This is a genomic window from Streptomyces sp. NPDC050164, assembly GCF_044459945.1.
GTDB classification, from domain to species: domain Bacteria; phylum Actinomycetota; class Actinomycetes; order Streptomycetales; family Streptomycetaceae; genus Streptomyces; species Streptomyces coeruleorubidus_A.
On the sequence record NZ_JBITJK010000002.1, the window covers coordinates 448,413 to 472,811 of the forward strand.

A 24,399-nucleotide genomic window follows, 5' to 3' on the forward strand; every position below is an offset into this window, starting at 1 on the left:
TAGGTCTAGACCAAGCCTGAGAGTATGGGCGTCAGTTGAACATGTCCATACCAATCACGGGGCTGTTTCTCCCCGGCCCGCGCAGAACGCCACCGTCAGATCCTTCACCAGCACCTTCCGCTCGTAGTCGTCGAGTTCGACCAGCCCCCGCATGGTCAGCCGGGTCACCGTGTCCTCCACCGAGTCCACGACCGAGGTGAGCACGCTCGCCCGGTGCCGGGCGTCCAGCGCGGCGATCCGGCGGCGGTGCATCGCGGCGGCGACCTCGGGGGCGTACTCCACCCGGACCGGCTGCACCGAGAACACCTCCAGGCCGACCGGCGCCGCGTCGGCCGCCACCAGCCGGGTCAGCGCCTCGGCCGCCGTGTCCGTGGAGCCCTTGGTCCCGCCGGGCATCTCCACCGGCACCCGGGCCAGCGCCGCCTCGACGCACTCGCGCAGATACGTCTCGTGGTCCTCGACGCCCAGCGTGGCCCGCGCGGTGTCCCGCACCCGCCACACCACCAGGACGACCACCCGCAGCGCGACCCCGCCTCCGTCGGCGGCCGGCACCGGCTCGCTGCGCCAGTGCCGCAGCCGTACGTCCACTCGGCGGCGCAGCAGCAGCGGGTTGACCCACAGCAGACCCGAGCGCCGGACGGTACCCCGGTAGCGGCCGAACAGATCCAGCACCCAGGCCCGCCCGGTCCGGCCCCGGGCCAGCCCGCCGAACCCGAACAGCCCGAGCGCCCCGGCCCCCGCGTACGCCGCCCACTGCGCGGGGCCGAGCCCGGCCCCGGCGTGCGCGGGCAGCCGCAGCGCCTCCAGCACGAGCGGCGGGAGCAACCCGGCCCACCAGGAGGTGGCCACACACCCGGCCGCCCCCCACGCCCCGGCCAGCACACCCGCCGCCCCGGGCAGCACCCGCGCGGGCCGCTCCACCAGGTCGGGGTCGACCTGCGGCACCGGGCGCGGCGCGAGGGCCGCCGGGCGTCCGAGGCGCGGCTGCTCCCCCGTGCCCTGCCTGCGGCCGACGACCGCCGGCTTCAGCGGTACCGGCGCCGGGGCGGGGTCGTCGCGGAACAGCAGGTGGACGGGGATCTCGGTGGTGGCCTCGTTCTGGATGAGCCGGGCGGGTCTGGCCGGTCCGTCGGCCGGTCCGTCGGGCTCGGACGTGTGGGAAGTGGTCGTACTCATGGGTGCCTCCAGCCTCCGCGCCAGATGCGTCACAACGGTGATCCCCGATGCCGGGGTTCGGGCCCCCTCCGAGGAGGGCTGCTACGAGAAGAGCCGCCGCCAGGTCTCGGGTCCCGGGTAGCCGTCCGCCGCGCCGCCCCGCCAGCCCTGGGTGCGCTGGAAGGCCTCGACGGCGCGCCGGTCCGCCTCGCCCCAGCGCGGGCCCGGCCCGACCCCGTAGAACCTGCCGAACCCCTTGCGCACCAGCTGCCTCCCCAGCTGGTTGACGTACATGTTGCTGGCGCCGGGCCGGAACATCGCCCGCCCCGGGTAGCCGGGGACACCGTGGGAGGAGGGCGGCGGCCCGACCGCCCCGGCCTTCACGTCCTTGCCCTTCCCCGTGACCAGCAGCTCCCAGGTGCGCGGGCCGGGCAGACCGTCCGCGTCGGCGCCCGTCCAGCCCTGGGCCAGCTGGAAGGCCCGGGTCGCCCGCCGGTCCGCGTCCGTCCAGCGCGGTCCCGGGCCCGAGGCGTAGGAGCCGCCGGCCCCGCGCGCGACGAGCATGCGGCCGAGCAGCGTGACGTACTTGTTGTTCGCGCCGGGGCCGAAATACGCCGCTCCCGGGTAGGGCGTGGCGGCCGGTGCGCCCGGCTTCCCGCCGACCGGTTCCTTGCCCGGTACGGTCCCCGGTTCCTTCCCCGGCTCCTCCGGCGTGACGCCCTTGTACCGATAGGGGAGGTACCGGTCGGAGTCGCTCCAGTAGGAGTACGGGGTGGACTGCCGGCGGGTGCGCGGGCGGGTCTGCTCGTAGGCGATGTAGTAGGTGTGCGTGTAGTCGGTCCAGCCGCCGAAAATGACGACGTGCGAGCCGCTCTCGGGGTCGGCCGGATTGTGGAACAGCAGAATGTCACCCGGCTGGAGTTCCTCCTTGGAAATCCGCTCACCGTATTGGGCGAGACTGCCCGTCCATTCGTTTCCGGGCAGCGTCCAGGCCATCGAGACATAGCCCGAGCAGTCCTGTCGGTAGCCGTCCGACCAGTAGTCGTTCATGCTGTACGGCACCTTCGCGGCGACCCAGGTCTTGGCCCGGTTGATGATCTCCGTACGGGTGATGGCGGTTGGCTTGAGGGTGGCGGAGGGCCTCGCGGGACGGCCGCCGGGGCCGTGCAGCGGGGCCTTGCCTCCCTGAGGGGTGTCGGGCTCTTCACCTGCGGAAACGCCGGGTCGGTGAGGTGCGTGCGGAGCGGCTGTGGCCGGTACGGCGTGGCCCGCGCCGAGCGCCGCCGAGGCCACGGCGGCCAGGGCGAGGGCACGGTGTGCGGCCGGGTGGGCGGTGGTGCGGCCGGCCCAGGAATGCGGCAGGACGCGGCGCCAGTGGACGCATCCGGGGCAGTCGCAGTCGCTCGCGGGGTCGAATTCCTCGAATACCGGAGACTCCATGCGATTCCCCTCACACTTCCGGCGGAAAAAGGCCGCGCCTGTGCCCGTCCGGGCGCGCGCCGTCAGTTTCTCAACTGTCTTCCGCACGCGCATGCTGACGGTCCGAATGATGTACGCGGCGCCCTTGACGGGGTCCGCCCGGGCCCGGGCAGGCGGTCGGGAGCACCTCCGGACGTCCTGTAGAGTTACGCCGTCAGCGCGCGCCGCTAGCTCAGTTGGTTAGAGCAGCTGACTCTTAATCAGCGGGTCCGGGGTTCGAGTCCCTGGCGGCGCACCGACCGGAAAGCCCCTCGCGGAAGCGGGGGGCTTTCTTGTGTCCCCTCCCTCTTGCCTCTCTGGCCGGAACCCGGCCCACCGCGCGAATGGCCGGATACCCTCTCGCCATGGCAGCGCGTGACCTCCAGGAGCGGATCAAGAAGCTCATCATCGACCGCCGGCTGGCCTCCGGGGCCCCGCTGCCGACCGAGCCCGAGCTGATGGAGCACCTCGGCGCGAGCCGGAACTCGGTGCGGGAGGCGCTGAAGGCGCTCCAGGCGATGGGCATCGTGGAGATCCGGCACGGCTTCGGCACCTACGTCGGCCCGATGTCCCTGGCCCCGATGATCGAGGGCCTGGCCTTCCGCACGGTCGCCGGGCACTACCGGGGCGAGGACTCCCTGCTCCAGCTGCTGGAACTGCGGGAGGCGGTGGAGACCGGGCTGGCCTCCCGGCTCGCGGGGCGGATACCGCGAGCGGACCTCGTTGAACTGGACGGGCTCGTCGACCGTATGGAAGAGCAGGCCGCGCGCGGAGCCGGTCTCGCCGAGACCGACCGGGCCTTTCACGCCACCCTCTACCGGGGGCTGGACAACGTGCTGCTGAGCGAGGTCCTGGAGGCGTTCTGGGACGCCTTCCACCGGGTCCGCACGGACCTCGGGGGCGTGCCGCAGGACCCTAAGGTGACCTGCCGGCAGCACCGGGAGATCCTCGACGCGGTCCGGTCCGGCGACTCGGTGCGGGCGGAGGAGGCCATAAGAGAGCACTTCGGGAACATCCGCGCCCGCCTGTCCACAACGGCTCCACAGGGCCCCCACACCCGCCACAATGAACGCGTATGACCGGTAAACACCGCGTTTCGCATCTTGCGATCATGATGAGCGCCGTAGAACCCTGGTTTCCTGGTTTTTCAAGATGCTGCGCATACGCGGCAGTTGGGGGGCAAAGGAACCGGTTGCGGGTCGGGCGGGGGTAGGGGCCCCGTTCATGAAGCGATGCCGTGGGGGGCATCATGCAACCGGAAGGTCGCGTTGCCGTGTCTATAAGGTGTGGATGACGTGGTGACAGCGACTCACCACTGATACGTCTGTGAAGGTCGAGGGGGACCTGCCGCAGACGGAAGGAAGCGACAAAACACGCGGTGTCCGCGTGTGGGGGGATGACTCATGACGTCGAGGCCGACGGGCGCCCGACAGCAGGACCACGACCCGTCCCAGACCACCCAGCTCAGGGTGCCGACGCATCGGATGAGCACCACGGGGACTTTCCGGCGGATCAAGAAGACGCTGCCGAGATACGACTACGAGCACTACAGCCGGCTCGCGGGTCCCCTCACCCAACCCGATCCGACCAAGCCATACAAGGTGCAGTACCGGTCGCTGCTCTCGCAGGAACCGCACCGCATAAGAGTCGCGCTGATGCTGGCCGCGGCCCCGGTGCTGTCCGTGGTGCTGCTGGTGTGGCTGCTCCAGCCCGAGCACTGGACCGAGCGCGACTACCCGGCCTTCGACTGGCTGCCCGCGCTCGACGTGGTGATGCTGGTCGCGATCGGTCTGATCGAGTTCTTCCGCTGCATGAACGTGGTGTCGAACGCGCACGCCACGCTGGTGGCCCGCGACCCGATCCCGGTGGTGCCCGAGACCGGTACCAGAGTGGCCTTCCTCACCTCCTTCGTGCCCGGCAAGGAGCCGCTGGAGATGGTGACGAAGACGCTTCAGGCCGCGGTGAAGATCCGCCACCGGGGCCTCATGCACGTCTGGTTGCTCGACGAGGGCGACGACCCCGAGGTGAAGGCGGTCTGCGAGCGCCTCGGCGTGCACCACTTCTCCCGCAAGGGCGTCGCGAAGTGGAACCAGGCCAAGGGCCCGCACCGCGCCAAGACCAAGCACGGCAACTACAACGCCTGGCTGGAGGCGCACGGCGACGACTACGACTTCTTCGCCTCGGTCGACACCGACCACGTGCCGCTGCCCAACTACCTGGAGCGGATGCTCGGTTTCTTCCGCGACCCGGACGTCGGCTTCGTCATCGGCCCGCAGGTCTACGGCAACTACGACAACCCCATCACCAAGGCCGCCGAGTCGCAGCAGTTCCTCTTCCACGCGCTGATCCAGCGCGCGGGCAACCGCTACGGCTCCCCCATGTTCGTCGGCACCTCCAACGCCGTGCGCATCAAGGCGCTGAAGCAGATCGGCGGTCTGTACGACTCGATCACCGAGGACATGGCGACCGGCTTCGAGATGCACCGCCACAAGAACCCGGCGACGGGCAACAAGTGGCGCTCGGTCTACACCCCGGACGTGCTCGCGGTCGGTGAGGGCCCCAGCGCCTGGACGGACTTCTTCACCCAGCAGATGCGCTGGTCGCGAGGGACGTACGAGACGATCATCGGGCAGTACTGGAAGGGCTGGTACTCGCTGCCGCCGAGCAAGCTCTTCAACTACACGATGATGATCATCTTCTACCCGATGTCGGCCCTGAACTGGATCCTGGCGGCGCTGAGCTGCTGCCTGTTCCTCGGCCTGGGCGCCTCGGGTGTGAACATCGACCCGGCGGTCTGGCTGATGCTCTACGGCAACGCCTCCGCGCTCCAGATCGGCCTGTACGTCTGGAACCGCCGGCACAACGTCTCGCCGCACGAGCCGGAGGGCTCCGGCGGTGTGGCCGGCATGGTGATGTCCGCGCTGTCGGCGCCGCTGTACGCGAAGGCGCTGATCGACTCCGTGCTGCGGCGCAAGAGCAAGTTCGTGGTCACGCCCAAGGGCGACTCGGCGAGCCCGGACCGCTGGTTCGGCACGTTCCGCTACCACTGGTACTTCGTCGCGATCTTCGGCGCGTCGATCGCGGCCGGCTTCGTCTTCGGCCACTCGCACCCCGCGATGATCATCTGGGCGACGTTCGCGCTGCTGATCACCGCCTCGCCGGTCTTCGCCTGGCGCTGGCAGCTGCGGCAGGAGGCGAAGAAGCCCGCCGCACCCGCCGTGGAGCAGCCGCAGGATCCTGCGGGACCGCACCGGACGCAGCCGCTGCCCATCCCGCAGCAGCAGGCGGCGCCGCACGCCCCGCAGAACAAGCCCAGTTGGGCCGCCACCCCTGGCGGAAACGGGGAGGTCGGGGGGACCGACCAGACCATGCAGATCGCCCTTGGTGGACTTGGGGGACGTAAGGAATGAACGACCGTGCAGGCCGCCGCCGGGCCCGTCGACTCGCGATCGGCACGGCGGTGGTACTCGCGCTGGCCGGGGCGAACGGGCCGTGGCTCTACCGCTTGGGGACCGAGAAGTACCACCAGTACACAATCAACAAGCCGGAGTACAAGGCCGCGAACGGCAAGTGGGAGATCATCGAGTTTCCCGAGGAGTACCGGCAGAACACGATCCACGCGGCGCTGCTGCGCACCGGCAAGGTGCTGCTCGTCGCGGGGTCGGGCAACAACCAGGACAACTTCGACGCGAAGAGGTTCGACACCCGGATCTGGGACCCGGTCAAGGGCACCATCAAGAAGGTCCCGACGCCCAGCGACCTGTTCTGCACCGGCCACACCCAACTCGCCAACGGCAACCTGCTGATCGCGGGCGGCACCAAGCGGTACGAGAAGCTCAAGGGCGACGTCACCAAGGCCGGCGGCCTGATGATCGTCCACAACGAGAACCCGGACAAGCCGATCACGCTGCCCGCGGGCACGAAGTTCACGGGCAAGGAGAACGGCAAGACCTTCGTCTCGAAGGACCCGGTGCTCGTACCGCGCGCGAAGAAGGTCTTCGACAAGGCGACCGGCAAGTTCCTGCGCAACGACCCCGGTCTCGGCCGGATCTACGTGGAGGCGCAGAAGCGGGGCCAGAAGTACGAGACGGGCACGCAGGACAACTACCGCGTGCACGGCCTGAAGGGTGATGACGCGCGTAACACGTACGGCATCGCGCAGAAGCTCGCCCTCGACAAGAAGGACTTCCAGGGGATCCGGGACGCCTTCGAGTTCGATCCGGTAGCCGAGAAGTACATCAAGGTCGACCCGATGAAGGAGGCCCGCTGGTACCCGACGCTCACCACCCTGAGCGACGGGAGGATCCTCAGCGTCTCCGGCCTGGACGACATCGGCCAGCTGGTCCCGGGCAAGAACGAGGTCTTCGACCCGAAGACCAAGAAGTGGACCTACACCGACAAGGTCCGGCAGTTCCCGACCTACCCGGCGCTGTTCCTCATGCAGAACGGCGAGATCTTCTACTCGGGTTCCAACGCGGGCTACGGGCCGGACGACGTGGGCCGCGACCCGGGCGTGTGGGACGTGGACACCAACAGGTTCACGAAGATCCCCGGCCTGAGCGACCCCAAGCTGATGGAGACGTCCGGGACGGTGCTGCTGCCGCCCGCGCAGGACGAGAAGTACATGGTGATCGGCGGCGGTGGCGTCGGCGAGTCCAAGGAGGCCAGCGAGAAGACCCGGATCGTCGACCTGTTGGACGACGACCCGCGCTTCGTGGACGGCCCGTCCCTGGACAAGGGCACGCGCTACCCGAACGCCTCGATCCTGCCCGACGACAGCGTGCTGATCTCCGGCGGCTCGGAGGACTACCGGGGCCGCAGCGACTCCAACATCTTCGAGGCGCGCCTCTACGACACGGAGAAGAACGACCTCCGGCGGGTCGCCGACCCGCTGGTGGGCCGCAACTACCACTCCGGGTCGATCCTGCTGCCCGACGGCCGCGTGATGTTCTTCGGTTCGGACTCGCTGTACGGCGACAAGGCCAACACCAAGCCGGGCAAGTTCGAGCAGCGCATCGAGATCTACACGCCGCCCTACCTCTACGGCAGCGGGGACCAGCCCTCGCTGTCCGGCGGGCCGCAGACCATCGAGCGCGGCGGCACGGGGACGTTCACCTCGTCGGACGCGGCGAAGATCCAGAAGGTCCGGCTGATCCGCCCGAGCGCCGCCACGCACGTCACGGACGTCGACCAGCGGTCGATCGCCCTGGACTTCAAGGCGTCCGGCGACAAGCTGACGGTGACCATGCCGAAGAACCGGAACCTGGTCCAGGCGGGTTGGTACATGCTGTTCGTGACGGACGACCGGGGCACGCCGAGCAAGGCGCAGTGGGTCAAGGTGCCGTAGTGATCGGCTGAGTCGTGGCCATCGGCTGACAGGGGCGCTCTCCCGTGCGGGGGGGCGCCCCTTTCGTTTGTCCCATTCGCTCGTCCGCCGCGAGGGCGTTGTCGGGAAACGTGCTTGACGTGTGCACACACTCTGGTGTGCTCTCGGTACGACATCGGTAACACGTGTGGTCAACGGTGGCGGGGGAAACGGGAGATGACCGAGTCGACCACGTCGGACCCGGTGGCCGAGGACGTCCTGGCCGCCGCGACCGTCCAGGTCACGGGCACGGACGGGCACATCGGCGGCTTGGGGGTGCTCATCGCGCCCACGCTGGTGCTGACCTGCGCCCATGTCGTCCTGGACGCCCTGGGGCTGCCGGGCAGGAGCGAGGCACGGCCCGAGGGACCCGTGCGCGTCACCCTGGTCCTCCAGGAGGGCGAGCAGACCGAGGCCGTCGTCCGCGACTGGGTGCCGGTGCGCGCGAACGGCACCGGGGACGTGGCCGTACTGTCCCTGGCCGACCCGCTCCCGGAAGCCCGGCCGGTCGTCATGGTGGCGCCCAGGGACGTCTGGGACCACGAGGCCATCGTTTTCGGACTGCCCAGGGACGACACCGGCGGCGGCTGGCACACGGCCCGGCTGCGGGCCCGTACCAGCACGGGCCGACTGCAGATGTCGCCGCTCGACGGGCAGTCGGACCCGATCCAGCCCGGTTTCAGCGGCTCGGCCGTGTGGGACGACGACCTCGGTGCCGTGGTCGGCATCGTCGCCTCGATCTCCCCGGCGCACCGCGGGCAGGCCTTCTGCATCCCGACCCGCACGATCCTCGACGAGCTGCCGGAACTGGCCGAACTCCTCGCGCCGTCCTCCCCCTTCCCGGGCCTGCGCCCGTACACCGAGGAGCACAGCGCGCACTTCTTCGGCCGGGACGAGGACGTCACCGCGGTCGTCGACCTGCTCTGCCCGCACGGGTCGCCGCCCGAGGGCTGCGTGACACTGACCGGCCCCTCCGGCTCCGGCAAGTCCTCCCTCCTCATGGCGGGCGTCCTGCCCCGCCTGAAGGAGCAGGAGGTGGAGGTCGTCACCCTGCGCGCGGAGGGCCGTCAACCGGACGCCGCGACGGTCCGGGACGCACTGCGGACCCACCGCTCGGCACGCGGACTCGTGCTGGCAGTCGACCAGGCGGAGGCGCTCCTGCTGCGTCCCGACGACGAGCTGCGCGCCTTGGTGGACGCCCTTCTCGACGCCTGCCGGCACCCCGGGGTGGCGGTCCTGGTCGCGCTGCGGACCGACTTCCAGGACGCGGCCCTGCGCCACCCGGAGCTGAGCCGGCTGGTCGGCGGAGCGCCCGCGCACCAGCTGGGCCTGATGACCCGCGAGCAGCTCACCGAGGTGGTCCGGCTGCCGCTGCGGGCCTTCCCCGGCGTGGAGTACGACAGCGGACTGGCCGACCGGCTCATCGAGGACGCGGCGGGCCGGCCGGGAGCCCTGCCGCTGCTCGGGTTCGTCCTGACCACCCTGTGGGAACTGCAGGTCGGCGGCCGGCTCCGCCTCGACACCTACCGCGAACTGGGCGGCCTCGGCGGGGTGCTGAGCAGCAGGGCGGACTCCGCGTGGCGGCGGGCGCTGCGGGGCACGGCGCCGGAGGCCGCGACCGGGCTGCTCCGCGCGCTGATCCAGGTCCCGCCCGGCAGCGGCACGGCCCTGCGTGCCCGGCTCGCCCGCCGTGACGCCGGCGAGGAGTGGTGGTCCATCGCCCGGGAGCTCGTCGAGGCCCGCGTCCTGGTGGTGGGCGCGGATCCCGAGCGGGGCGAGACGGTGGAGCTGGCCCACGAGGCCCTCATCGAACACTGGCAGCCGCTGGCCGAGCAGTTGGAGAGCGACCGTACGTTCCTCACCTGGCGCGGCGAACTGCGCTACGACCGGGCCCGCTGGTGGCGGGCGGGGCGGCCGGACGGGCTGCTGCTGGAGGACCCGGCCCTGTCGGTCGCGGAGCGGTGGCTCGCCGATCGGCCTGACGAACTCACGGAAGAGGACCGGGAGTTCATCGAGGCGGGTGTCGGGCTGAGGGCTCGTAAGGCACACGAGGCCGCGAGGTCCGAGCGCCGGAAGCGGTATCTGCGGGTGCTGTGGGCGCTTGTCACGGTTCTGGCCGTGGTGGCGGCGGCGGTGGTTTCCGTGCTGTATCTGAACCTGCTGACGGAGCAGCGGCGGTTGGCTTCGGATCGGTTGGCGCAGCAGGCCGCGAGGTTCGACAGCACCTCGCTGACCGCCTCCTCGCTGTACGCGGTCGGGGCGTATCGGGCGGAGGCCCGGCCCGAGGCCCGGTCGGCGTTGCTCGCGCAGTACCTGCGGTTGCAGGATGTGGAGCGGGTGGTGATGGAAGGGCGTAACGATGTCGAGGATGTGTCGCTGACGGAGGACGGCACCTTCGCGTTCGCCTTGCTGAGCGACGGCCAGTACGTGCGACTGGATCTGCGTGGCAAGGCCCGGCCCAAACCCTGGCGGCACATCAAAGCGACCGACAACGCGCGGATGGCCGTCTCGCCCGACGGATCGGTCATGGCCCGGGGCAGCGAATGGGGCGTGATCTCCCTGGCCGTGGCGTCCGCCCCGGACTCCAAGGACAGGCGGCCCGTCCACCTGCGCGAGGGAAAGTCCGTCGAGAAGAATCCACGCGCCCCTCATGACCTGCGCTTCGACGGGGACGGCAAGCGGATCCTCGCCGCGATCCCCGGCGAGGGCGTCCTCGTGTGGAACGCGGACGACGGCCGCCGCATCGGACGCACCCTCGCCCCGCCGAAGGGCTGGGACACGGCACAGGCCTGGTTCGCAGCGGACGACACGGTCGTGGCGCGGATCGTGCCCTCCGGAGCGGAAGCGGACGACGTACGGGGCCGGCTGGTGTCCTGGGACCTGAACCGGGGTTCGCTGCACCGCCCCTGGGACGATCGCGCCACCGCCTCCGCGACGGTCAGCGGCAACGGCCGTGTCCTGGTCACCTGCACCGAGCAGGGCTCACTCGAAGCGTGGCGGCTGGGCACCACGCCCCGGCGCTTCCAGAGCTGGAGCAACGACAGCTTCCAGGGACTGTGCCCGCTCTACGCACCCCGGCTCGACGCCACGGGCCGCTACCTGGTCAATCCCACCGGGCGCATCGGCAGTGACCTGGGCCGGATGCGCTTCCTCGTCATCGATCTGGAGAAGGGCTGGCCGTCCACCTTCGACACCCCCGCCGCACCTCCCGAGGACCAGAACATCACCGGCCGCTCGTTCGCTCCGGCGGTCGCGCTCGCCGGCCCTCCGGACGACCTGCGCGCCGCCGTCTCCGCCGGCGGCAGCATCGTCACCGTACGCCTCAAGCCGCCCACGTCCTTCGACTCCAACTCCCTGATCCATCGCATCCGCACACCGGACGGACCGAGCGGCAAAATGGCCGTCGTCGACACCAGCGGCAGCGGACTGCAACTGTGGGACCTGGCCGGCCACCGGCTCCTCGCGACCGCCCGGTCGTCCCGACCGCTGGCCCCGATGTACGCCGCCTTCAGCCCGGAAGGGCGACGGATGCTGACCATCGCCGAGGACCAGCGGACGGTCCTCGTCTGGCGGATCGACAACGGTTCCCTCCGGGAGGAGCACGTCCTTGAGCTGCCCGCCCCTCCCGGCATCACGGCTTCCGGAGCGGACCCCCAAACGGGGCTCGTCCCGTCCTGGATCAACCTGAGCTTCTCCGACGACGACCACGCCGTGATCTCGGGGCTGTCGTACGTCTCCCGCTGGAATCTCGACACCGGCAAGCCGGACGGCGAGATCTACCGGCCGCCCGTCCAGGAGCGTGCCCAGCTCGCCAACGAGGCGGCCGGCACCTTCGCCACCGCCATACCCGGCAAACCACAGGCACTGGTGCGGACGGTGGCCGAGATCGGCACCTGGGACTTCACGACTGGTGAGTTCAAGAGGTGGATCAAGAGGGGGGAAAGTGAGCGGTCGGTCCGGTCGTTCGCCCTCTCCCCCGACGGCGAAGTCCTCGCTGTGCAATACGCCGGCGGTCGAGTGCGGTTGTGGGACGTCGAGAAGAAGCGAGACCTGCCGGCTCTCACCTACAACGGCGTCTACTACCTCGGCCGCTTCCTGGGCGACCGCCTCCTCCACACCACCACCGCCGCCGGTGAACAAGTCGTCTGGGACATCGAGAACCGCCAGGACACCTACCGCTACTACGTGGGCTACGGCTCGGTCCTCTCACCGAGCACCGATCGCAAGGCCCTCACGCTCGTCGACGGCTCCCGCACCTCCGTGATCCCTCTCGAACCCGAGCGGTGGATGGACCGGCTGTGCGCCCTGGCGGGGCGGGAGCTGACCAAGGACGAGAGGAAACTGGCGGTCGATCCCGACCAGGTCGAGGACGTCTGCCCGAAGGTCTAGCCAGCCCTGGCCAGCTTCAGTGCATAGTCCCCCCACCACTGCCCCGCCTTCGGCCCGCCCTTGCACTCGCCGTCCGACTCGCCCGGCCGCTTCACCCACAGGTACGCGTCGACCAACGGGTCCGCCGTCTTGGTCGTCGGCGTCTCGCCCAGCGCGCGGCCCGGCGGGTTGCACCAGCGCTCGTCCGGGTTGCCCTGGGTGTAGGGGCCCTTGCCGTTGCGGCTGGTGTCGATGACGAAGTGCTTGCCTCCGACCTTGGCGGAGAGCTGCTTGCCGTAGGCGATGGAGTCGTCGGTGGAGTAGAAGTTGGAGACGTTGACGGCGAAGCCGTCGGCCTGTTCGATGCCGGCCCGCTTCAGCGGCTCGAAGATCTGGTCGGGGTTCTGCCAGCCGGCGTTGCCCGCGTCCAGGTACACCTGCGTGTTCTTCAGGGACTTGAGCTTGGTGACGGCGCCCTTGAGGAGGTCGTAGCGCTCCTCGTGGAACTGCTCCGGGGTGCAGCCGTCCACCAGGTGCAGCAGCGCGTCCGGTTCGAGGATGACCGTGGCGGAGCGGTTGCCGATGCCCGCCGCCACGCCGTCGAGCCACTCGCGGTAGGCGTTGCCGTCGGCGGCGCCGCCCTGCGAGTACTGGCCGCAGTCGCGGTGCGGGATGTTGTAGAGGACGAGCAGTGCCGTACGGCCGGCCTTGTCGGCGGCCTCGGTGAAGCCCTGCGTCTGCTCCTGCGGATTGTCCGGGCCGATCCACTCGGCGACCGGCTGCTCGGCGATCTTGCGGATCTGCTCGGCGTCCTGCTTCTTGCCGGCCTTCTCCAGTGCGGCGACCTGCTTCGCCGCGGTGCCGTCCGGATTGACCCAGAACGGAGCGGTCTCCTTGGGCTGCTGTGTGATCCCCGCGCCCTCGTCGGCGCCCGGGTCCGGTCCGTCCCCCCCGTCGGACGAACACCCCGTGATCAGCAGTGCCGCCCCCAGCACCACTGCGGACATCCGCCTCGCGGCGGACACCCTTACCCCCCTGCTGCCGTACATCCAACTCCCCCTTGGGTGCACCGTTCCAAGTCTCAATCCTGACATACGTCCCGGGACCCCACGAGGCCGAACCCACCTGCGCGGATGACGCAGAGCCACCGTATCGGGACTTGGCGTTATTCAACCTCTAGGCCCGGGTGGCCCTTTGGTTCTAGAGTCTTCTCAGCGGGGCCCGGCCTCCGGCCAGAGTTTCACCCACCGTGGCTCCCGCCGGCTCCCGCGCAGCTCGCCGGGTTACTCCCGCAGCCCGTGCGCGCGCGGTCGAGGACCAGCCCGGTCGGCGACTTCAGGGGGAGCGGGTCGTCGACCGGGCTGGGTGGGTACACCGGGTGCTAAAGGCCCGTTCCCGTCAGGTACGCCGAGACGACCACGTTCGCCGTGTAGCTGCGGGTCGTACGGTCGAAGCTGCCGCCGCAGGTGACCAGTCGCAACTCGGCCCGGCCCGACTCGCGGGGCCCGTAGGCCTGGTGGGCGTCGAAGCGGTCGCGGGCGAGGACCTGGACGGACTCGACGGTGAACTCGGCGACCTTGGCGTCGGCCCGGATCACCCGGATCGTCTGGCCCGGGCGCATGGCGCTGACCTTGTAGAAGACGGCGGGCCGGGTGTCGGTGTCGACGTGACCGACCATCAGCGCGGTCCCCGGCGCCCCGGGTGCCACGCCGCCCGCGTACCAGCCGACCGCGCCCGGCTGGTCGTACGGCGGCGGATCGAGCGCGCCGCGCGCGTCCAGGCCCCGCGCCACCACGGGCGCCTGCACCCCGAGCCCGGGGATGTCGACGCGCTGCGGCAGCGCGTCGCCCAACGGGCGGTGCGCGGGTGGCAGTTTCACGTCCGGGGGCCGTCCGGCCGCCGCCATGTCGCCGGTGGTGGGCGCGGATATGCCGTGCCGTACGTCGGTCACCTCGCGGCCCCACAGCCACAGCCCGAGCAGCAGCGCCACCCAGGCGACGCCGGCCAGCAGGCGGCCGGTGCCCGGGGAGCGGCCCTTGATTCGATCCTGGTCCGACATGGTCAGTCCGTTCCGCGACGCCGGCGGACACCGCCCAGCGCGACGACCACCGCGGCCACCCCCGCGAGGATCAGGCCGGTCACCCCCTGCGCCGTGCCGGGACCGGCCCCGCGGTCCTCGGCGGCGACGAGGTCCGCCGCGCCGCCACCGCCCGCCTGGACAGGGGCGACGGGTGAGGGGTACGGGCCCGGCCGCCGGGAGGCGGGCTGCTGCTCATCGCCCCCGGACGCGGGCGGCTGCCCATCGTCGCCGGATTCGGAGGGCTGCCCACCGCCTTCAGGAACGGGCGGCTGCCCACCGGTCCCGGGTGCGGGTGGCTGTCCGATCGGCCCGGGCGCGGGCGGCTGCCCACCCGGCCCGGATGCGGACGGATGCTCGCCCGGCCCGGATGCGGACGGATGCTCGCCCGGCCCGGACGCGGACCGCCGCCCCTCCCGCTCCCGGACGGTGAACCTGCCGGTCCGTTCGGCCTCCCCGCAGGTGACCTGCACGGCGTACGTCCCCGCGCCGAGCGTGGAGCGGACGCGGCTTTCGCCGACGAGTTCACCGTCGGTGACGGTGAGCCGCGCGTCCGCGACGAACGCAGCCGAGCGGGCGACGGCCGTCCTCTCCGCGCAGTCGGTCACGCGGAGCGTGACGTCACTGCCGGGCGCGGGGGTCGCCGGGGTCACCGAGACGCCCCGTGCGTCCGCCGCGTACGCCGCCGGGGTGAGGGCGGCCGCGACCAGGACGCTCGTACAGACAGTGACTCTCAGGGAACCCATCGTGAACCTCCAGACGCCTGGAGCCTCCCCCGCACGGTCGGCCACCGCATCCTCAGGGACGCGGCGACTGCTCCATACGGGTGGCGACGGGTTTGAGCTCCGGCCCGCTGCCCCGGGCTCGGAGGCCCGCTGCCTTTGGGGTCAGACCCGGTCGACGAGGTCCGCGATCGAGTCCACGACCTGCGACGGCCGGTACGGGAAGCCGTCGACCTGGTCGGGCCGGGTCAGGCCGGTGAGCACCAGGAACGTCTGCATCCCGGCCTCCATGCCCGCCAGCACGTCCGTGTCCATACGGTCGCCGATCATCGCGCTGCTCTCGGAGTGCGCCCCGATGGCGTTCAGCCCGGTCCGCATCATCAGCGGGTTCGGCTTGCCCGCGAAGTACGGCTTCTTGCCGGTCGCCTGGGTGATCAGCGCGGCCACCGCGCCGGTCGCGGGCAGCGGGCCCTCGGTGGACGGGCCCGTCTCGTCGGGGTTGGTGCAGATGAAACGGGCGCCGCCGAGGATGAGCCGTACCGCCTTCGTCATGGCCTCGAAGGAGTACGTGCGGGTCTCGCCGAGGACGACGTAGTCCGGCTCGTGGTCGGTCAGGATGTAGCCGATGTCGTGCAGCGCGGTGGTCAGGCCGGCCTCGCCGATGACGTACGCCGAGCCGCCCGGCCGCTGGTCGTCCAGGAACTGGGCCGTGGCCAGGGCCGAGGTCCAGATGCTCTCGATCGGCACGTCCAGGCCCATGCGGCGCAGCCGGGCGTGCAGGTCGCGCGGGGTGTACATCGAGTTGTTGGTGAGGACCAGGAAGGGCTTCCCGGACTCGCGCAGCTTCTTGAGGAAGGCGTCGGCGCCGGGGATCGGTACGCCCTCGTGGATGAGCACACCGTCCATGTCGGTGAGCCACGACTCGATGGGCTTGCGGTCTGCCATGTGCGGGATCTCCTGCCGTACGCGGGCCAGCGTGCGCCTTGGGGCCAGGCAGCCCAAGCCTAAACAGTGGCCGGATCTTGGGGAATGGCCCGTATACGGCGTCCCGACAGGCGGGACGGCTCCTCCTCGCGCCTCAGCGGCGACGGCGCGCAAGGAGCAGTGCCCCGCCCACGGCGAGCAGCACCGCCGCGGCAGCCGCGGCGATCCGGCCGCCGCTTCCCGTACGGGCGAGTTCCTCGGCGAACGGGAAGCGGTCCTCGCGGGGCGGGACGGACTCCTCGGACTCCGGCTGGGAGTCGGTACCGCCGTCGGTCTCCGGCTCGCCCCCGTCGATCGGCGCATCGCCGTGGATCCCGAAGCGGTAGTCGTTCGACTGCCCGACCCAGTCGCCGTCGTCGTCGTGCCGCTGCACCACGGCGGCGTTGACGGTGACGTCGTTCGGTACGGCGTCCGAGGTGACCGCGAGCCGCACCTTCACGGTGACGGTCTTGCCCGGTCCGACGTTGAACCCGGCGAACCGGCCCTCCTCGTCGGCGAACGCCCCGACGAGCTCGTCCTCACCGGTCTTCTCGAACCGCACGGGGTGTGCCCGCGCCCCCTCGAAGAACTCCAGCCGGGGCTGCGACGGCTCCAGCGCCCGTTTGTCGTCGACGAGCACGACGACGGGGTGGATACCGGTGCACGGCCGGTCGGTGGTGTTGGTCAGATCGAGATACCAGGTCCCGAACCCGCCCCCGGCCGTGTAGGCGTCGGGCCCGCCGTGGATGCGGGTGGTGAGCGGGAAGGTGTGGTCGTCGGGCGCGGCACAGGCGGGCGCAGGCTCTTCCGCGTACGCCGGAGGAGCCCCGGTGAGCAGGACGGCGGCTGCCGCCGCCAGGCAGAGGTGAGCGGACGTGCAGGGTCGCATGGAGATGTGACATTGCCGGATGGAGCCGGTCGCCAGCCGACATCGCCGGGAACGCCCCCGAACGGCGGTGCGGATCCGCCCGGTCGGCGCACACGCCGAGGGCCCGAGGGGACCCTCAGCGGCGCCCCGCTGCCTTCGCGCGCGAGTGCGCCCAGCCGGTCAGGAGGACACCGGCGGCGGTGAGGACCGCGTAGGCCAGCAGCGCGGGGAGGAAGCCGCCGGGGAGCCCGTCCAGCAGCCCCCGGTCGCCGTTGTCGACGAGGAGCCGGACGAGTGCCTGGGCGCACACGACCATCGTCACCATGCCGAGGACCTGTAGGACGTCGTACTTCATGGCCTTCCTTTCCGCGGAAGAGGTGCGTCGTTGACGTTACGAACGTATCAATCGACAGGTGCGCATTGGTCTTGCCCCGAGCCGTATTTCCTCTTTACGTCACACTTTTTCGGCGCGCTATCGTGAAGGCGTGCGTGACGAAAATAAACGGGCGTGCCCGGTGTGCGGCACGCCCACGGTCCGGCCGGGCCGAGGCCGCCCGCCCGTCTACTGCTCCCGGAGCTGCCAGGCCCGGGCGTACCGCCGGCGCAGGCAGCCGCTGCCCGCCCCGGGCAGCCCGCCCGCGCCCCGGCCGACGGACGTCCGGGCACGGCAGCGGCGCCGGATCGCCGAGGCGGTGTGGCGTATCGCGGCCGAGCAGGGGCTGGACGCGGCGAGCATGCGCAGGATCGCGGCCGAGGCCAGGGTCTCGCTGCGGGTCGTGCAGTACCACTTCGACTCCAAGCACGCCCTGATGGTCGACGCGCTGCGGCTGCTGCACGAGGAGAACGAACGGCTGGCCCAGGGGCGTATCCGGTACGACATGACGGAGCCGTGCGCGCTGCTGCGGGCGGTGCTGGACGAGTTCCTGCCCCTGGACGAGCAACGCGCCTTCGCCCTGCGCGTGTTCACGGCGTACTACGCGCGAAGCCTTACCGATCCCGTGCTCGCGGAGGTCTTCCTGGCCGCTGAGCAGCCGCTGGAACGGCTCGTCTCGGACATCATCGGGGTGGGCGAGACGTCGGGGAGCACCGCGCCGGGCATCGACCGGGCGCACGAGGCGGACCTGCTGGTGTCGGGTGCGATTGGGCTGGGCCTGGACGTTCTGCACGGCCGCCGCTCACTCGCGGACGTGCGCACGGTACTGGAGTACCACCTGCGGCGGATCTTCCCGGACGCCGCCTGCACACCCACGCCCCAGCCGGATCCGGCGCCCGCCCCCGGCACGAGTCCGGCCCCCGCCCCTCAGCCGTCCCCCCGCCCGAACACCGGCCCCAGCACCAGCTGAGCCGCCCCCACCGCCACGACTCGCCCTCCCCCCGGCGCGACACGTACCGGCACGGCGTCCTCCCCCGTCCGCCGGGCCCGCGCCCCCAGTACCGCCCCGACCCCCCGCACGAACGCCTCCGGCGCCGCGGCCACCGTCCGGCCGCCCAGCAGGACGACGTCGATGTCGAGCAGCCCCACCAGGTTCGCCGCGCCCGCTCCCAGCACCCGCGCCGCCTCCTCGACATCGCCGCGCGCCGCCGCACCGAGGCACAGCGCCTCCACACAGCCGCGGTCGCCGCAGGTGCACGGCGGGCCGTCCAGCTGGATCACCTGGTGGCCGAACTCCCCCGCCCCGGTCCGGGCTCCCCGGTGCACGCTCCCGCCGATCACCAGACCGGCCCCCAGCCCCGTACCGAGGTGCAGGTACGCGAAGGAGCCGGCCTCGCCCCCGGCCGCCAGGCCCAGCGCCGCCGCGTTGGTGTCCTTGTCGACCACGACCGGCACCCCGAGCCGCTCGGCCAGCGCCTCCCGCAGCGGGAAGCCGTCCCACTCGGGGAAGCCGGTCACCCGGTGCAGCACACCCCGGACGTGATCGAGCGGCCCGGGCAGCGCCACCCCCACCCCGAGCAGGGAACCGGCATGGGCGAGGAGCGGTCCGGCGGGCGGCATCTCGGCCACCGCCGCTCGCCCAGCCTCGGACACCACCGCCCGCCCGGCCTCCTCCACCGTCGCCCGCACGGCCTCCGTCACCGCTGCCAGTACCGCCCGCGCCCCGGCCCCCAGATCCAGCGCGGCCCGCCGCTCCCCCACCACCGTCCCGCGCAGATCCACGAGCACGGCCCGGACCTCGTCCCGGTCCAGGTGGACCCCCACCGCGTGCCCCGCCTCGGGCACCAGCCGCAGCACCGTGCGCGGCTTGCCCCCGGTCGACGCGCGGCGCCCCGCCTGCGCCGCGAGTCCGTCCTCCCGCAGCCGGGCCGTGATCTTACTGACCGCCTGTGGGGTGAGGCCGGTCCGCTCGGCGAGTTCGAGCCGGCTGATGCCGTCGGACCCGGCCGTCCGCAGCAGGTCGAGCACCAGCGCGGTGTTGTGGCTGCGCAGGGCGAGCAGGTTCGCTCCGGCCCCTGCACCAGCCATGCCGCCCGCTCCGCCTACCGCGCCCACTCCGCCCGTACGGTCGTTCGCCCTGTTCACGCCACCCATTGTCCCCGGCGCTTGCACTTTGGCAACAGCGTTGCCAAAGTGGGCGGCATGACTGGCACACCCCTCGGCACCTCCGGCACACCCGGCTCGCCCCTGCGCGTCGGCCTCGTCGGCTACGGCCTCGCCGGCTCCGTCTTCCACGCCCCGCTGATCGCCGCCACCGAGGGCCTCACACTCGACACGGTGGTCACCTCGAACCCCGAGCGGCAGCAGCAGGCCCGCGCCGAGTTCCCGGACGTGCGCCTCGCCTCCGGCCCGGACGAGCTGTTCGACCGGGCCGCCGAGCTGGACCTGATCGTCGTGGCGTCCCCGAACAAGACGCATGTACCGCTCGCGACGACCGCGCTCGAGGCGGGTCTGCCGGTCGTGGTCGACAAGCCCGTCGCGGGCACGGCGGCCGAGGCGCGCGAGCTGGCCGCCCTGGCCGAGGAGCGCGGCCTGCTCCTCTCCGTCTTCCAGAACCGCCGCTGGGACAACGACTTCCTCACCCTGCGCAAGCTGCTCAACGAGGGCGAGTTGGGCGACGTCCGGCGCTTCGAGTCCCGCTTCGAGCGCTGGCGTCCGAAGCCGAAGGGCGGCTGGCGGGAGTCCGGCGACCCGGCAGAGATCGGAGGTCTGCTGTACGACCTCGGCAGCCATGTCGTCGACCAGGCGCTGGTCCTCTTCGGCCCGGCGGCCGCCGTGTACGCGGAGTCGGACATCCGCCGCCCGGGCGCCGAGACGGACGACGACACGTTCATCGCGATCACGCACACAGGCGGCGTCCGCTCCCACCTCTACGTCTCCGCGACGACCGCCCAGCTCGGCCCCCGCTTCCGCGTCCTGGGCTCCGCCGCCGGCTACGTCAAGTACGGCCTCGACCCCCAGGAGGCGGCCCTGCGCGAAGGCCACCGCCCCGGGCCCGGCTGGGGCGTGGAGCCCGAGTCGCTGTGGGGCCGCGTGGGTTCCGGCGAGTCCCCCATCACGGGCGGCGGCCGACCCGAACCCACCCTCCCGGGCGACTACCCCGCTTACTATGCGGCCGTGGCGAAGGCCCTGCTGGAGGGCGCCCCGAACCCGGCGACCGCGCTGGAGGCGGCCGCCGCCCTGGACGTACTGGAGGCCGCCCGTCGTTCGGCCCGCGAGAAGGTGACGGTGACCCTGTGACCCACAAGAGCACGCACAACCCTTCGCACAGCCAGGAGCTGACCCCGAAGTTCCACCCGGAGCTCACCCCGAGCCTGGAGGAGCTGGAGAAGGAGGAACGCCGCCTGGTGTTCCGCCAGTTCACCCATGACGACGCCTGGGCGCTCGGCTCGCTGCTCGTCGGCATGGCCCGGGAGCGACAGGCCCCGGTCGCGATCGACATCCACCGCGCCGGCCAGCAGCTCTTCCACGCGGCGCTGCCCGGCTCCACGCCCGACAACGACGCCTGGATCGCCCGCAAGCGCCGTGTGGTCGAGCGCTACGGCTCCGCCTCCTACCTGGTGGGCGCCCGCTTCCGCGCCAAGGGCACGACGTTCGAGGAGTCCTCGCGCCTCGACCCCGACACGTACGCGGCACACGGCGGTTCCTTCCCGATCACCGTCGAGGACGTCGGCGTGATCGGCGCGGTGACGGTGTCGGGGCTGCCGCAGCTCCAGGACCACCGGTTCGTGGTGGAGGCGCTGGAGGAGTTCCTCGGCAAGGACCGCTAGCGACCGCCGGCGCGCCGAAATCAACGGCGCCGACTTGGAATTACGGCCGGACTCCTCCGGTTGGCACCTGCTGTACGCGTGATCACGTACGGCGCCCAACCGGAGGGATCCCAACCGATGACCACCGCCCTGAAGGAAACCGTCGGCCGGTACGGCATCTGGAGCGTAGGCCTGCGCTCGGAGGACCCGGACCGCCGCGGGGAACTCGCCGAGGCCGCCGCCGAACTGGAGGAGCTCGGCTACCGCGCCGTCTGGCTGGGCGGCAACAGCTCCGCCGCCAACGCCGCCCCGCTGATCGAGGCGACCTCGAAGCTCACCTTCGGCACCAGCATCCAGAGCATCTGGCAGCACGAGCCGGACGCCGCCGCCACGGCCTTCGGGGAACTGGAGTCGGCCCACCCCGGGCGTTTCCTGCTGGGCCTCGGAGTGAGCCACGCCAAGCGCGAGGAGCAGTACTCCCGTCCCTACTCCGCGCTCGTCGGCCACCTCGACGGCCTGGACGCCGCCGGAGTGCCGGCGGACCGCCGCCTGCTGGCCGCCCTGGGCCCGAAGTCGCTCCGGCTGGCCCGCGACCGGGCGGCGGGCTCGATCCCGTACCTGGTCACCCCGGAACACACCGCGCACGCCCGCGAACTCCTCGGCGAAGGCCCCCTGCTCGCCCCCGAACTCGGGGTGATCCCGGAGACGGACCCGGCCCGCGCCCGCGCCCTGGCCCGCGAGTTCCTCGAGGTCTACCTCCCGCTGCCGAACTACACCAACAACTTCCTCCGGCACGGCTTCACCGAGGACGACCTGTCGGACGGCGGCAGCGACCGCCTGGTCGACGCCCTGTTCGCCTGGGGCGACGAGACGGCGATCCGCGCCAAGATAGACGCCTTCTTCGAGGCGGGGGCGGACCACCTCGCCCTCCAGATCCTGGACGGCGAGCCCCGGGAAACCCTCCCGAGGAAGGCGTGGCGCGACCTGGCCGAGCTCCTTGCATGAGGGCGACCGCTGACAGGTTCGGCAACGCGGCCGACCAACCGGACCGCCGCCCCCGCTACGGCACGGACATGACGGACGCCGAGAGGGTGGTAGTGCGGGCCGCGCTGCCGGTGCCGGCGTGGATGGACGGCCGGGGCGAACGCGTCCTGCTCCCAGCGCCTCGAGATACTGCTCCGGGCCGATCACCGGTGATGCAGCACCTCCTCCGCGAGGGCTGCCTTCACCCGATCGAACTCGGCCCGCAGTTCCGCCACCCGCACCAAAGCAGCCTTCTCACGGCGCTCAAGTACTGCTCTCATCGACGGCACCAGCGACCGTCCAGCCTTTGCTCCCAACAGGTAGTCCTTCCAGTTTCGCAGAGCGCCATCCGCTTCATCATACGTATTGTGTGATTAACTTCTGAAGCCCAGATTTGACTGGCTTCGCTGAGGTGTGCGATCTCGCAACTGGAATGGAGTATTGCGAATGAACCGCGCCACCCTGATTCCGGTCACTGAGAGCTCTTCGACCGGGAGAGTCAACTGGCGGTCCCGTCAAGTCCCTTCGCCCTCCGTAGTGCGATGGAGAAGGAAACGAAAGGTCATTGTAGCCGAGTCGACACAGGAGATCGGGGATTCAGACAACCTGGAGGAAGAGTTCGACGTCGTCAGGCGCGTCACGCTCTCCGAAGGTTTTGCCGAGTTCGAGGCGTCACTGGTACTGGATCATCCCGATCTGCTACTGGTGAAGGCCCCTTTGGAAGGCCTCGACTACCGGTTGGTGGAGTTGTGCAGAGCGCATCGCGTCAAAGTATTCGTACTGGCGCAGCCCGCCTACGGGTTGCTGGGTTCGGCACGCTTCTACCGCTTCGGCGGGCTGCCGTGGCTGCGGCTGCGGGCAACTGCGCGAAACCGTGCCTCCAGTGCTCGGATCAAGAGAGCGTCCGATCTTTTACTGGTGACCTTGGGCGCGCCCCTCGTCATTCCGGTCATGCTCGCCATAGCGATGCTGGTCTGCCGAGGCGGCCCCATGTTCTACTTCCAGGACAGGGTGGGCGCGGGTGGCCGGCCTTTCCGCATCATCAAGTTCCGCACGATGAGAGTGGACGCGGAGCAGGCGACAGGGCCGGTGCTGGCTGCCGCCGATGATCCCCGGATGACTTCATTCGGCCGGTTCCTGCGCCGCTCCAGGCTGGATGAGCTGCCGCAGTTGTGGAATGTCGTGCGCGGCGAGATGAGCCTGGTGGGGCCTCGCCCGGAGCGTTCCGAACTCATCACGACTTTCGGGAACGTCCCCCACTACGACCTGCGCCACCTGGTCCGGCCGGGACTCACGGGTATCGCACAGCTCACCGGGGGCTACGGAGCGAGTGTGGAGGAAAAGCTCCGCTGCGACCTGCTCTATGTGGGCTGCCATTCCCCCCGTCTGGACCTCATGCTGCTCGCGCGCACGCTGCTCGATCTGCTCCGTGGATTTCCCCGTGGCTAGCGCCGGCCCGAGCGCCCGCACCACCGGGACGGCGGCACCCGTGAGCGATCTGGGTGCCACCGCGATCGTGGTGACCTCCAACTCCCAGGACCATGTCGTGGCCTGCCTGTCAGCCCTGCGTCACGCCGGGCTGCGGGTGAGCGTCGTGGACAACGCGTCCGCCGACGGCACCGTGCACGTTGTCGCGGCACACTTCCCCGAGATCGAGCTGATCGCCAACCCCGTCCATGTCGGCTTCGCCGCGGCCGTCAACCAGGCCCTGCCGGGCGCCGTCGGAAACGTCGTGCTTCTGGTCGATCCCGAGTGCATCCTGCGGGAACCCACCGCACGGGCTCTGGTCACCACGCTGCGGCTCCGGCCAGAGGTAGGTGTTGTCGGTCCCCGCATCATCGACCCGGGCGGGCGGCTCGTCGCCAGCGCACATCCCTTCGGTTCCCTCGCCTTGGCGTTGACCGGTCGCCTCAGCGGCAACCTGGCGCCGCTGGGACTGCACCAGCTGTTCTGGGGCAGGAAACGGCGTCGTACCTACGCCGACTGCGGCCGCTACGGGCGTGCGGTGACCGTCGACTGGGTGTCCGGGGCCTGCCTGGCGGTGCGGGCCTCCCTGCTGTCCGAGATCGGTGGTCTCGACGAGGGCTCCTGCATGTACTACGCGGACGAGGAACTGTGCCTGCAGGCCTGGCGGCGCGGAGCCCAGGTGCTGTATGTGCCCGCACTTACGGCCGTGCACCTGCGCAGAGCGAGCAGCAGGGATGCCATATAGCTCCGG

General features: G+C 71.0%; 19 protein-coding genes and 1 tRNA gene. 11 read left to right on the forward strand and 9 right to left on the reverse strand.

The window, feature by feature from the left end; genetic code table 11:
• Window positions 1-54: 54 nt before the first annotated feature.
• Window positions 55-1,176, reverse strand: a complete 1,122-nt coding sequence (locus tag ACIBNA_RS04885) for an SPFH domain-containing protein (protein WP_399163839.1) — start codon at window positions 1,174-1,176, stop codon at window positions 55-57.
• Between the two features lie 81 nt (window positions 1,177-1,257).
• Window positions 1,258-2,595: a peptidoglycan-binding protein gene (locus tag ACIBNA_RS04890; RefSeq protein WP_399163840.1), complete on the reverse strand. Its 1,338-nt coding sequence runs from the start codon at window positions 2,593-2,595 to the stop codon at window positions 1,258-1,260.
• Window positions 2,596-2,795: 200 nt separating this feature from the next.
• Between ACIBNA_RS04890 and ACIBNA_RS04895 the strand changes: the two genes are divergently transcribed.
• The 5 genes from ACIBNA_RS04895 (at window position 2,796) to ACIBNA_RS04915 (ending at window position 12,367) form a co-directional block, all read left to right on the forward strand.
• Window positions 2,796-2,869: transfer RNA gene (locus ACIBNA_RS04895), tRNA-Lys, on the forward strand.
• 109 nt (window positions 2,870-2,978) lie between these two features.
• Window positions 2,979-3,692 (forward strand): FadR/GntR family transcriptional regulator, encoded by a 714-nt coding sequence (locus ACIBNA_RS04900; protein WP_399163841.1) that lies wholly within the window; start codon window positions 2,979-2,981, stop codon window positions 3,690-3,692.
• Window positions 3,693-4,016: 324 nt separating this feature from the next.
• A complete protein-coding gene (locus tag ACIBNA_RS04905; RefSeq protein WP_399163842.1) occupies window positions 4,017-6,023 on the forward strand; it encodes a glycosyltransferase family 2 protein in 2,007 nt (668 codons plus the stop codon).
• The gene (locus ACIBNA_RS04910; protein WP_399163843.1) at window positions 6,020-7,960 is read left to right on the forward strand and encodes a galactose oxidase-like domain-containing protein; all 1,941 of its coding nucleotides are present in this window, start codon (window positions 6,020-6,022) and stop codon (window positions 7,958-7,960) included. Before ACIBNA_RS04905 ends, ACIBNA_RS04910 begins: the two co-directional genes overlap by 4 nt.
• 195 nt (window positions 7,961-8,155) lie before the next feature.
• Window positions 8,156-12,367 carry a trypsin-like peptidase domain-containing protein gene (locus ACIBNA_RS04915; RefSeq protein ID WP_399163844.1) on the forward strand — a complete coding sequence of 1,404 codons (4,212 nt, stop codon included), beginning with the start codon at window positions 8,156-8,158 and terminating at the stop codon, window positions 12,365-12,367.
• Here the strand turns inward: ACIBNA_RS04915 and ACIBNA_RS04920 are convergent.
• The 6 genes from ACIBNA_RS04920 to ACIBNA_RS04945 all read right to left on the reverse strand — a co-directional run bounded on the left by ACIBNA_RS04920 (window position 12,364) and on the right by ACIBNA_RS04945 (window position 17,331).
• The gene (locus tag ACIBNA_RS04920; protein WP_399163845.1) at window positions 12,364-13,395 is read right to left on the reverse strand and encodes a glycoside hydrolase family 6 protein; all 1,032 of its coding nucleotides are present in this window, start codon (window positions 13,393-13,395) and stop codon (window positions 12,364-12,366) included. The genes ACIBNA_RS04915 and ACIBNA_RS04920 overlap by 4 nt on opposite strands.
• A 332-nt stretch (window positions 13,396-13,727) precedes the next feature.
• A complete protein-coding gene (locus ACIBNA_RS04925) occupies window positions 13,728-14,405 on the reverse strand; it encodes a class F sortase (protein WP_399163846.1) in 678 nt (225 codons plus the stop codon).
• A gap of 2 nt (window positions 14,406-14,407) precedes the next feature.
• Entirely contained in the window at window positions 14,408-15,169 is a 762-nt protein-coding gene (locus ACIBNA_RS04930; RefSeq protein ID WP_399163847.1) for a hypothetical protein, read from the reverse strand.
• A 141-nt stretch (window positions 15,170-15,310) separates the two neighbouring features.
• The gene (locus tag ACIBNA_RS04935) at window positions 15,311-16,090 is read right to left on the reverse strand and encodes an HAD-IIA family hydrolase (protein WP_274816607.1); all 780 of its coding nucleotides are present in this window, start codon (window positions 16,088-16,090) and stop codon (window positions 15,311-15,313) included.
• 133 nt (window positions 16,091-16,223) lie between these two features.
• Window positions 16,224-16,997, reverse strand: a complete 774-nt coding sequence (locus ACIBNA_RS04940; protein ID WP_399163848.1) for an LPXTG cell wall anchor domain-containing protein — start codon at window positions 16,995-16,997, stop codon at window positions 16,224-16,226.
• Window positions 16,998-17,112: 115 nt separating this feature from the next.
• A complete protein-coding gene (locus tag ACIBNA_RS04945; RefSeq protein WP_399163849.1) occupies window positions 17,113-17,331 on the reverse strand; it encodes a hypothetical protein in 219 nt (72 codons plus the stop codon).
• A 130-nt stretch (window positions 17,332-17,461) separates the two neighbouring features.
• Between ACIBNA_RS04945 and ACIBNA_RS04950 the strand changes: the two genes are divergently transcribed.
• Window positions 17,462-18,319, forward strand: a complete 858-nt coding sequence (locus ACIBNA_RS04950) for a TetR/AcrR family transcriptional regulator (protein WP_399163850.1) — start codon at window positions 17,462-17,464, stop codon at window positions 18,317-18,319.
• Here ACIBNA_RS04950 and ACIBNA_RS04955 read toward each other — a convergent pair.
• Complete coding sequence (locus tag ACIBNA_RS04955; RefSeq protein ID WP_399163851.1) at window positions 18,277-19,437, reverse strand: ROK family protein; 1,161 nt, start codon at window positions 19,435-19,437, stop codon at window positions 18,277-18,279. The two genes, ACIBNA_RS04950 and ACIBNA_RS04955, sit on opposite strands and share 43 nt — an antisense overlap.
• A 114-nt stretch (window positions 19,438-19,551) precedes the next feature.
• On the opposite strand from ACIBNA_RS04955, the gene ACIBNA_RS04960 reads away from it, so the two are divergent.
• The 5 genes from ACIBNA_RS04960 (at window position 19,552) to ACIBNA_RS04980 (ending at window position 24,393) form a co-directional block, all read left to right on the forward strand.
• Window positions 19,552-20,649: a Gfo/Idh/MocA family oxidoreductase gene (locus ACIBNA_RS04960; RefSeq protein ID WP_399163852.1), complete on the forward strand. Its 1,098-nt coding sequence runs from the start codon at window positions 19,552-19,554 to the stop codon at window positions 20,647-20,649.
• Window positions 20,646-21,179 carry a heme-degrading domain-containing protein gene (locus ACIBNA_RS04965; RefSeq protein ID WP_399163853.1) on the forward strand — a complete coding sequence of 178 codons (534 nt, stop codon included), beginning with the start codon at window positions 20,646-20,648 and terminating at the stop codon, window positions 21,177-21,179. Before ACIBNA_RS04960 ends, ACIBNA_RS04965 begins: the two co-directional genes overlap by 4 nt.
• A gap of 117 nt (window positions 21,180-21,296) precedes the next feature.
• Window positions 21,297-22,163, forward strand: coding sequence for an LLM class F420-dependent oxidoreductase (locus ACIBNA_RS04970; RefSeq protein WP_399163854.1), 867 nt, complete (start codon window positions 21,297-21,299; stop codon window positions 22,161-22,163).
• A gap of 465 nt (window positions 22,164-22,628) precedes the next feature.
• On the forward strand, window positions 22,629-23,630 hold the full coding sequence (locus ACIBNA_RS04975; RefSeq protein ID WP_399163855.1) for a sugar transferase: 1,002 nt from the start codon (window positions 22,629-22,631) through the stop codon (window positions 23,628-23,630).
• Window positions 23,623-24,393: a glycosyltransferase gene (locus ACIBNA_RS04980; protein WP_399163856.1), complete on the forward strand. Its 771-nt coding sequence runs from the start codon at window positions 23,623-23,625 to the stop codon at window positions 24,391-24,393. Before ACIBNA_RS04975 ends, ACIBNA_RS04980 begins: the two co-directional genes overlap by 8 nt.
• Window positions 24,394-24,399 lie beyond the last annotated feature (6 nt).

Coding starts and splice junctions, on each gene's coding strand:
- ACIBNA_RS04920 (WP_399163845.1), bottom strand. CDS start 13,395: ATGTACGGCAGCAGGGGGGTAAGGGTGTCCGCCGCGAGGCGGATGTCC.
- ACIBNA_RS04960 (WP_399163852.1), top strand. CDS start 19,552: ATGACTGGCACACCCCTCGGCACCTCCGGCACACCCGGCTCGCCCCTG.
- ACIBNA_RS04925 (WP_399163846.1), bottom strand. CDS start 14,405: ATGTCGGACCAGGATCGAATCAAGGGCCGCTCCCCGGGCACCGGCCGC.
- ACIBNA_RS04915 (WP_399163844.1), top strand. CDS start 8,156: ATGACCGAGTCGACCACGTCGGACCCGGTGGCCGAGGACGTCCTGGCC.
- ACIBNA_RS04930 (WP_399163847.1), bottom strand. CDS start 15,169: ATGGGTTCCCTGAGAGTCACTGTCTGTACGAGCGTCCTGGTCGCGGCC.
- ACIBNA_RS04955 (WP_399163851.1), bottom strand. CDS start 19,437: ATGGCTGGTGCAGGGGCCGGAGCGAACCTGCTCGCCCTGCGCAGCCAC.
- ACIBNA_RS04890 (WP_399163840.1), bottom strand. CDS start 2,595: ATGGAGTCTCCGGTATTCGAGGAATTCGACCCCGCGAGCGACTGCGAC.
- ACIBNA_RS04970 (WP_399163854.1), top strand. CDS start 21,297: ATGACCACCGCCCTGAAGGAAACCGTCGGCCGGTACGGCATCTGGAGC.
- ACIBNA_RS04885 (WP_399163839.1), bottom strand. CDS start 1,176: ATGAGTACGACCACTTCCCACACGTCCGAGCCCGACGGACCGGCCGAC.
- ACIBNA_RS04900 (WP_399163841.1), top strand. CDS start 2,979: ATGGCAGCGCGTGACCTCCAGGAGCGGATCAAGAAGCTCATCATCGAC.
- ACIBNA_RS04945 (WP_399163849.1), bottom strand. CDS start 17,331: ATGAAGTACGACGTCCTACAGGTCCTCGGCATGGTGACGATGGTCGTG.
- ACIBNA_RS04940 (WP_399163848.1), bottom strand. CDS start 16,997: ATGCGACCCTGCACGTCCGCTCACCTCTGCCTGGCGGCGGCAGCCGCC.
- ACIBNA_RS04935 (WP_274816607.1), bottom strand. CDS start 16,090: ATGGCAGACCGCAAGCCCATCGAGTCGTGGCTCACCGACATGGACGGT.
- ACIBNA_RS04905 (WP_399163842.1), top strand. CDS start 4,017: ATGACGTCGAGGCCGACGGGCGCCCGACAGCAGGACCACGACCCGTCC.
- ACIBNA_RS04910 (WP_399163843.1), top strand. CDS start 6,020: ATGAACGACCGTGCAGGCCGCCGCCGGGCCCGTCGACTCGCGATCGGC.
- ACIBNA_RS04975 (WP_399163855.1), top strand. CDS start 22,629: ATGAACCGCGCCACCCTGATTCCGGTCACTGAGAGCTCTTCGACCGGG.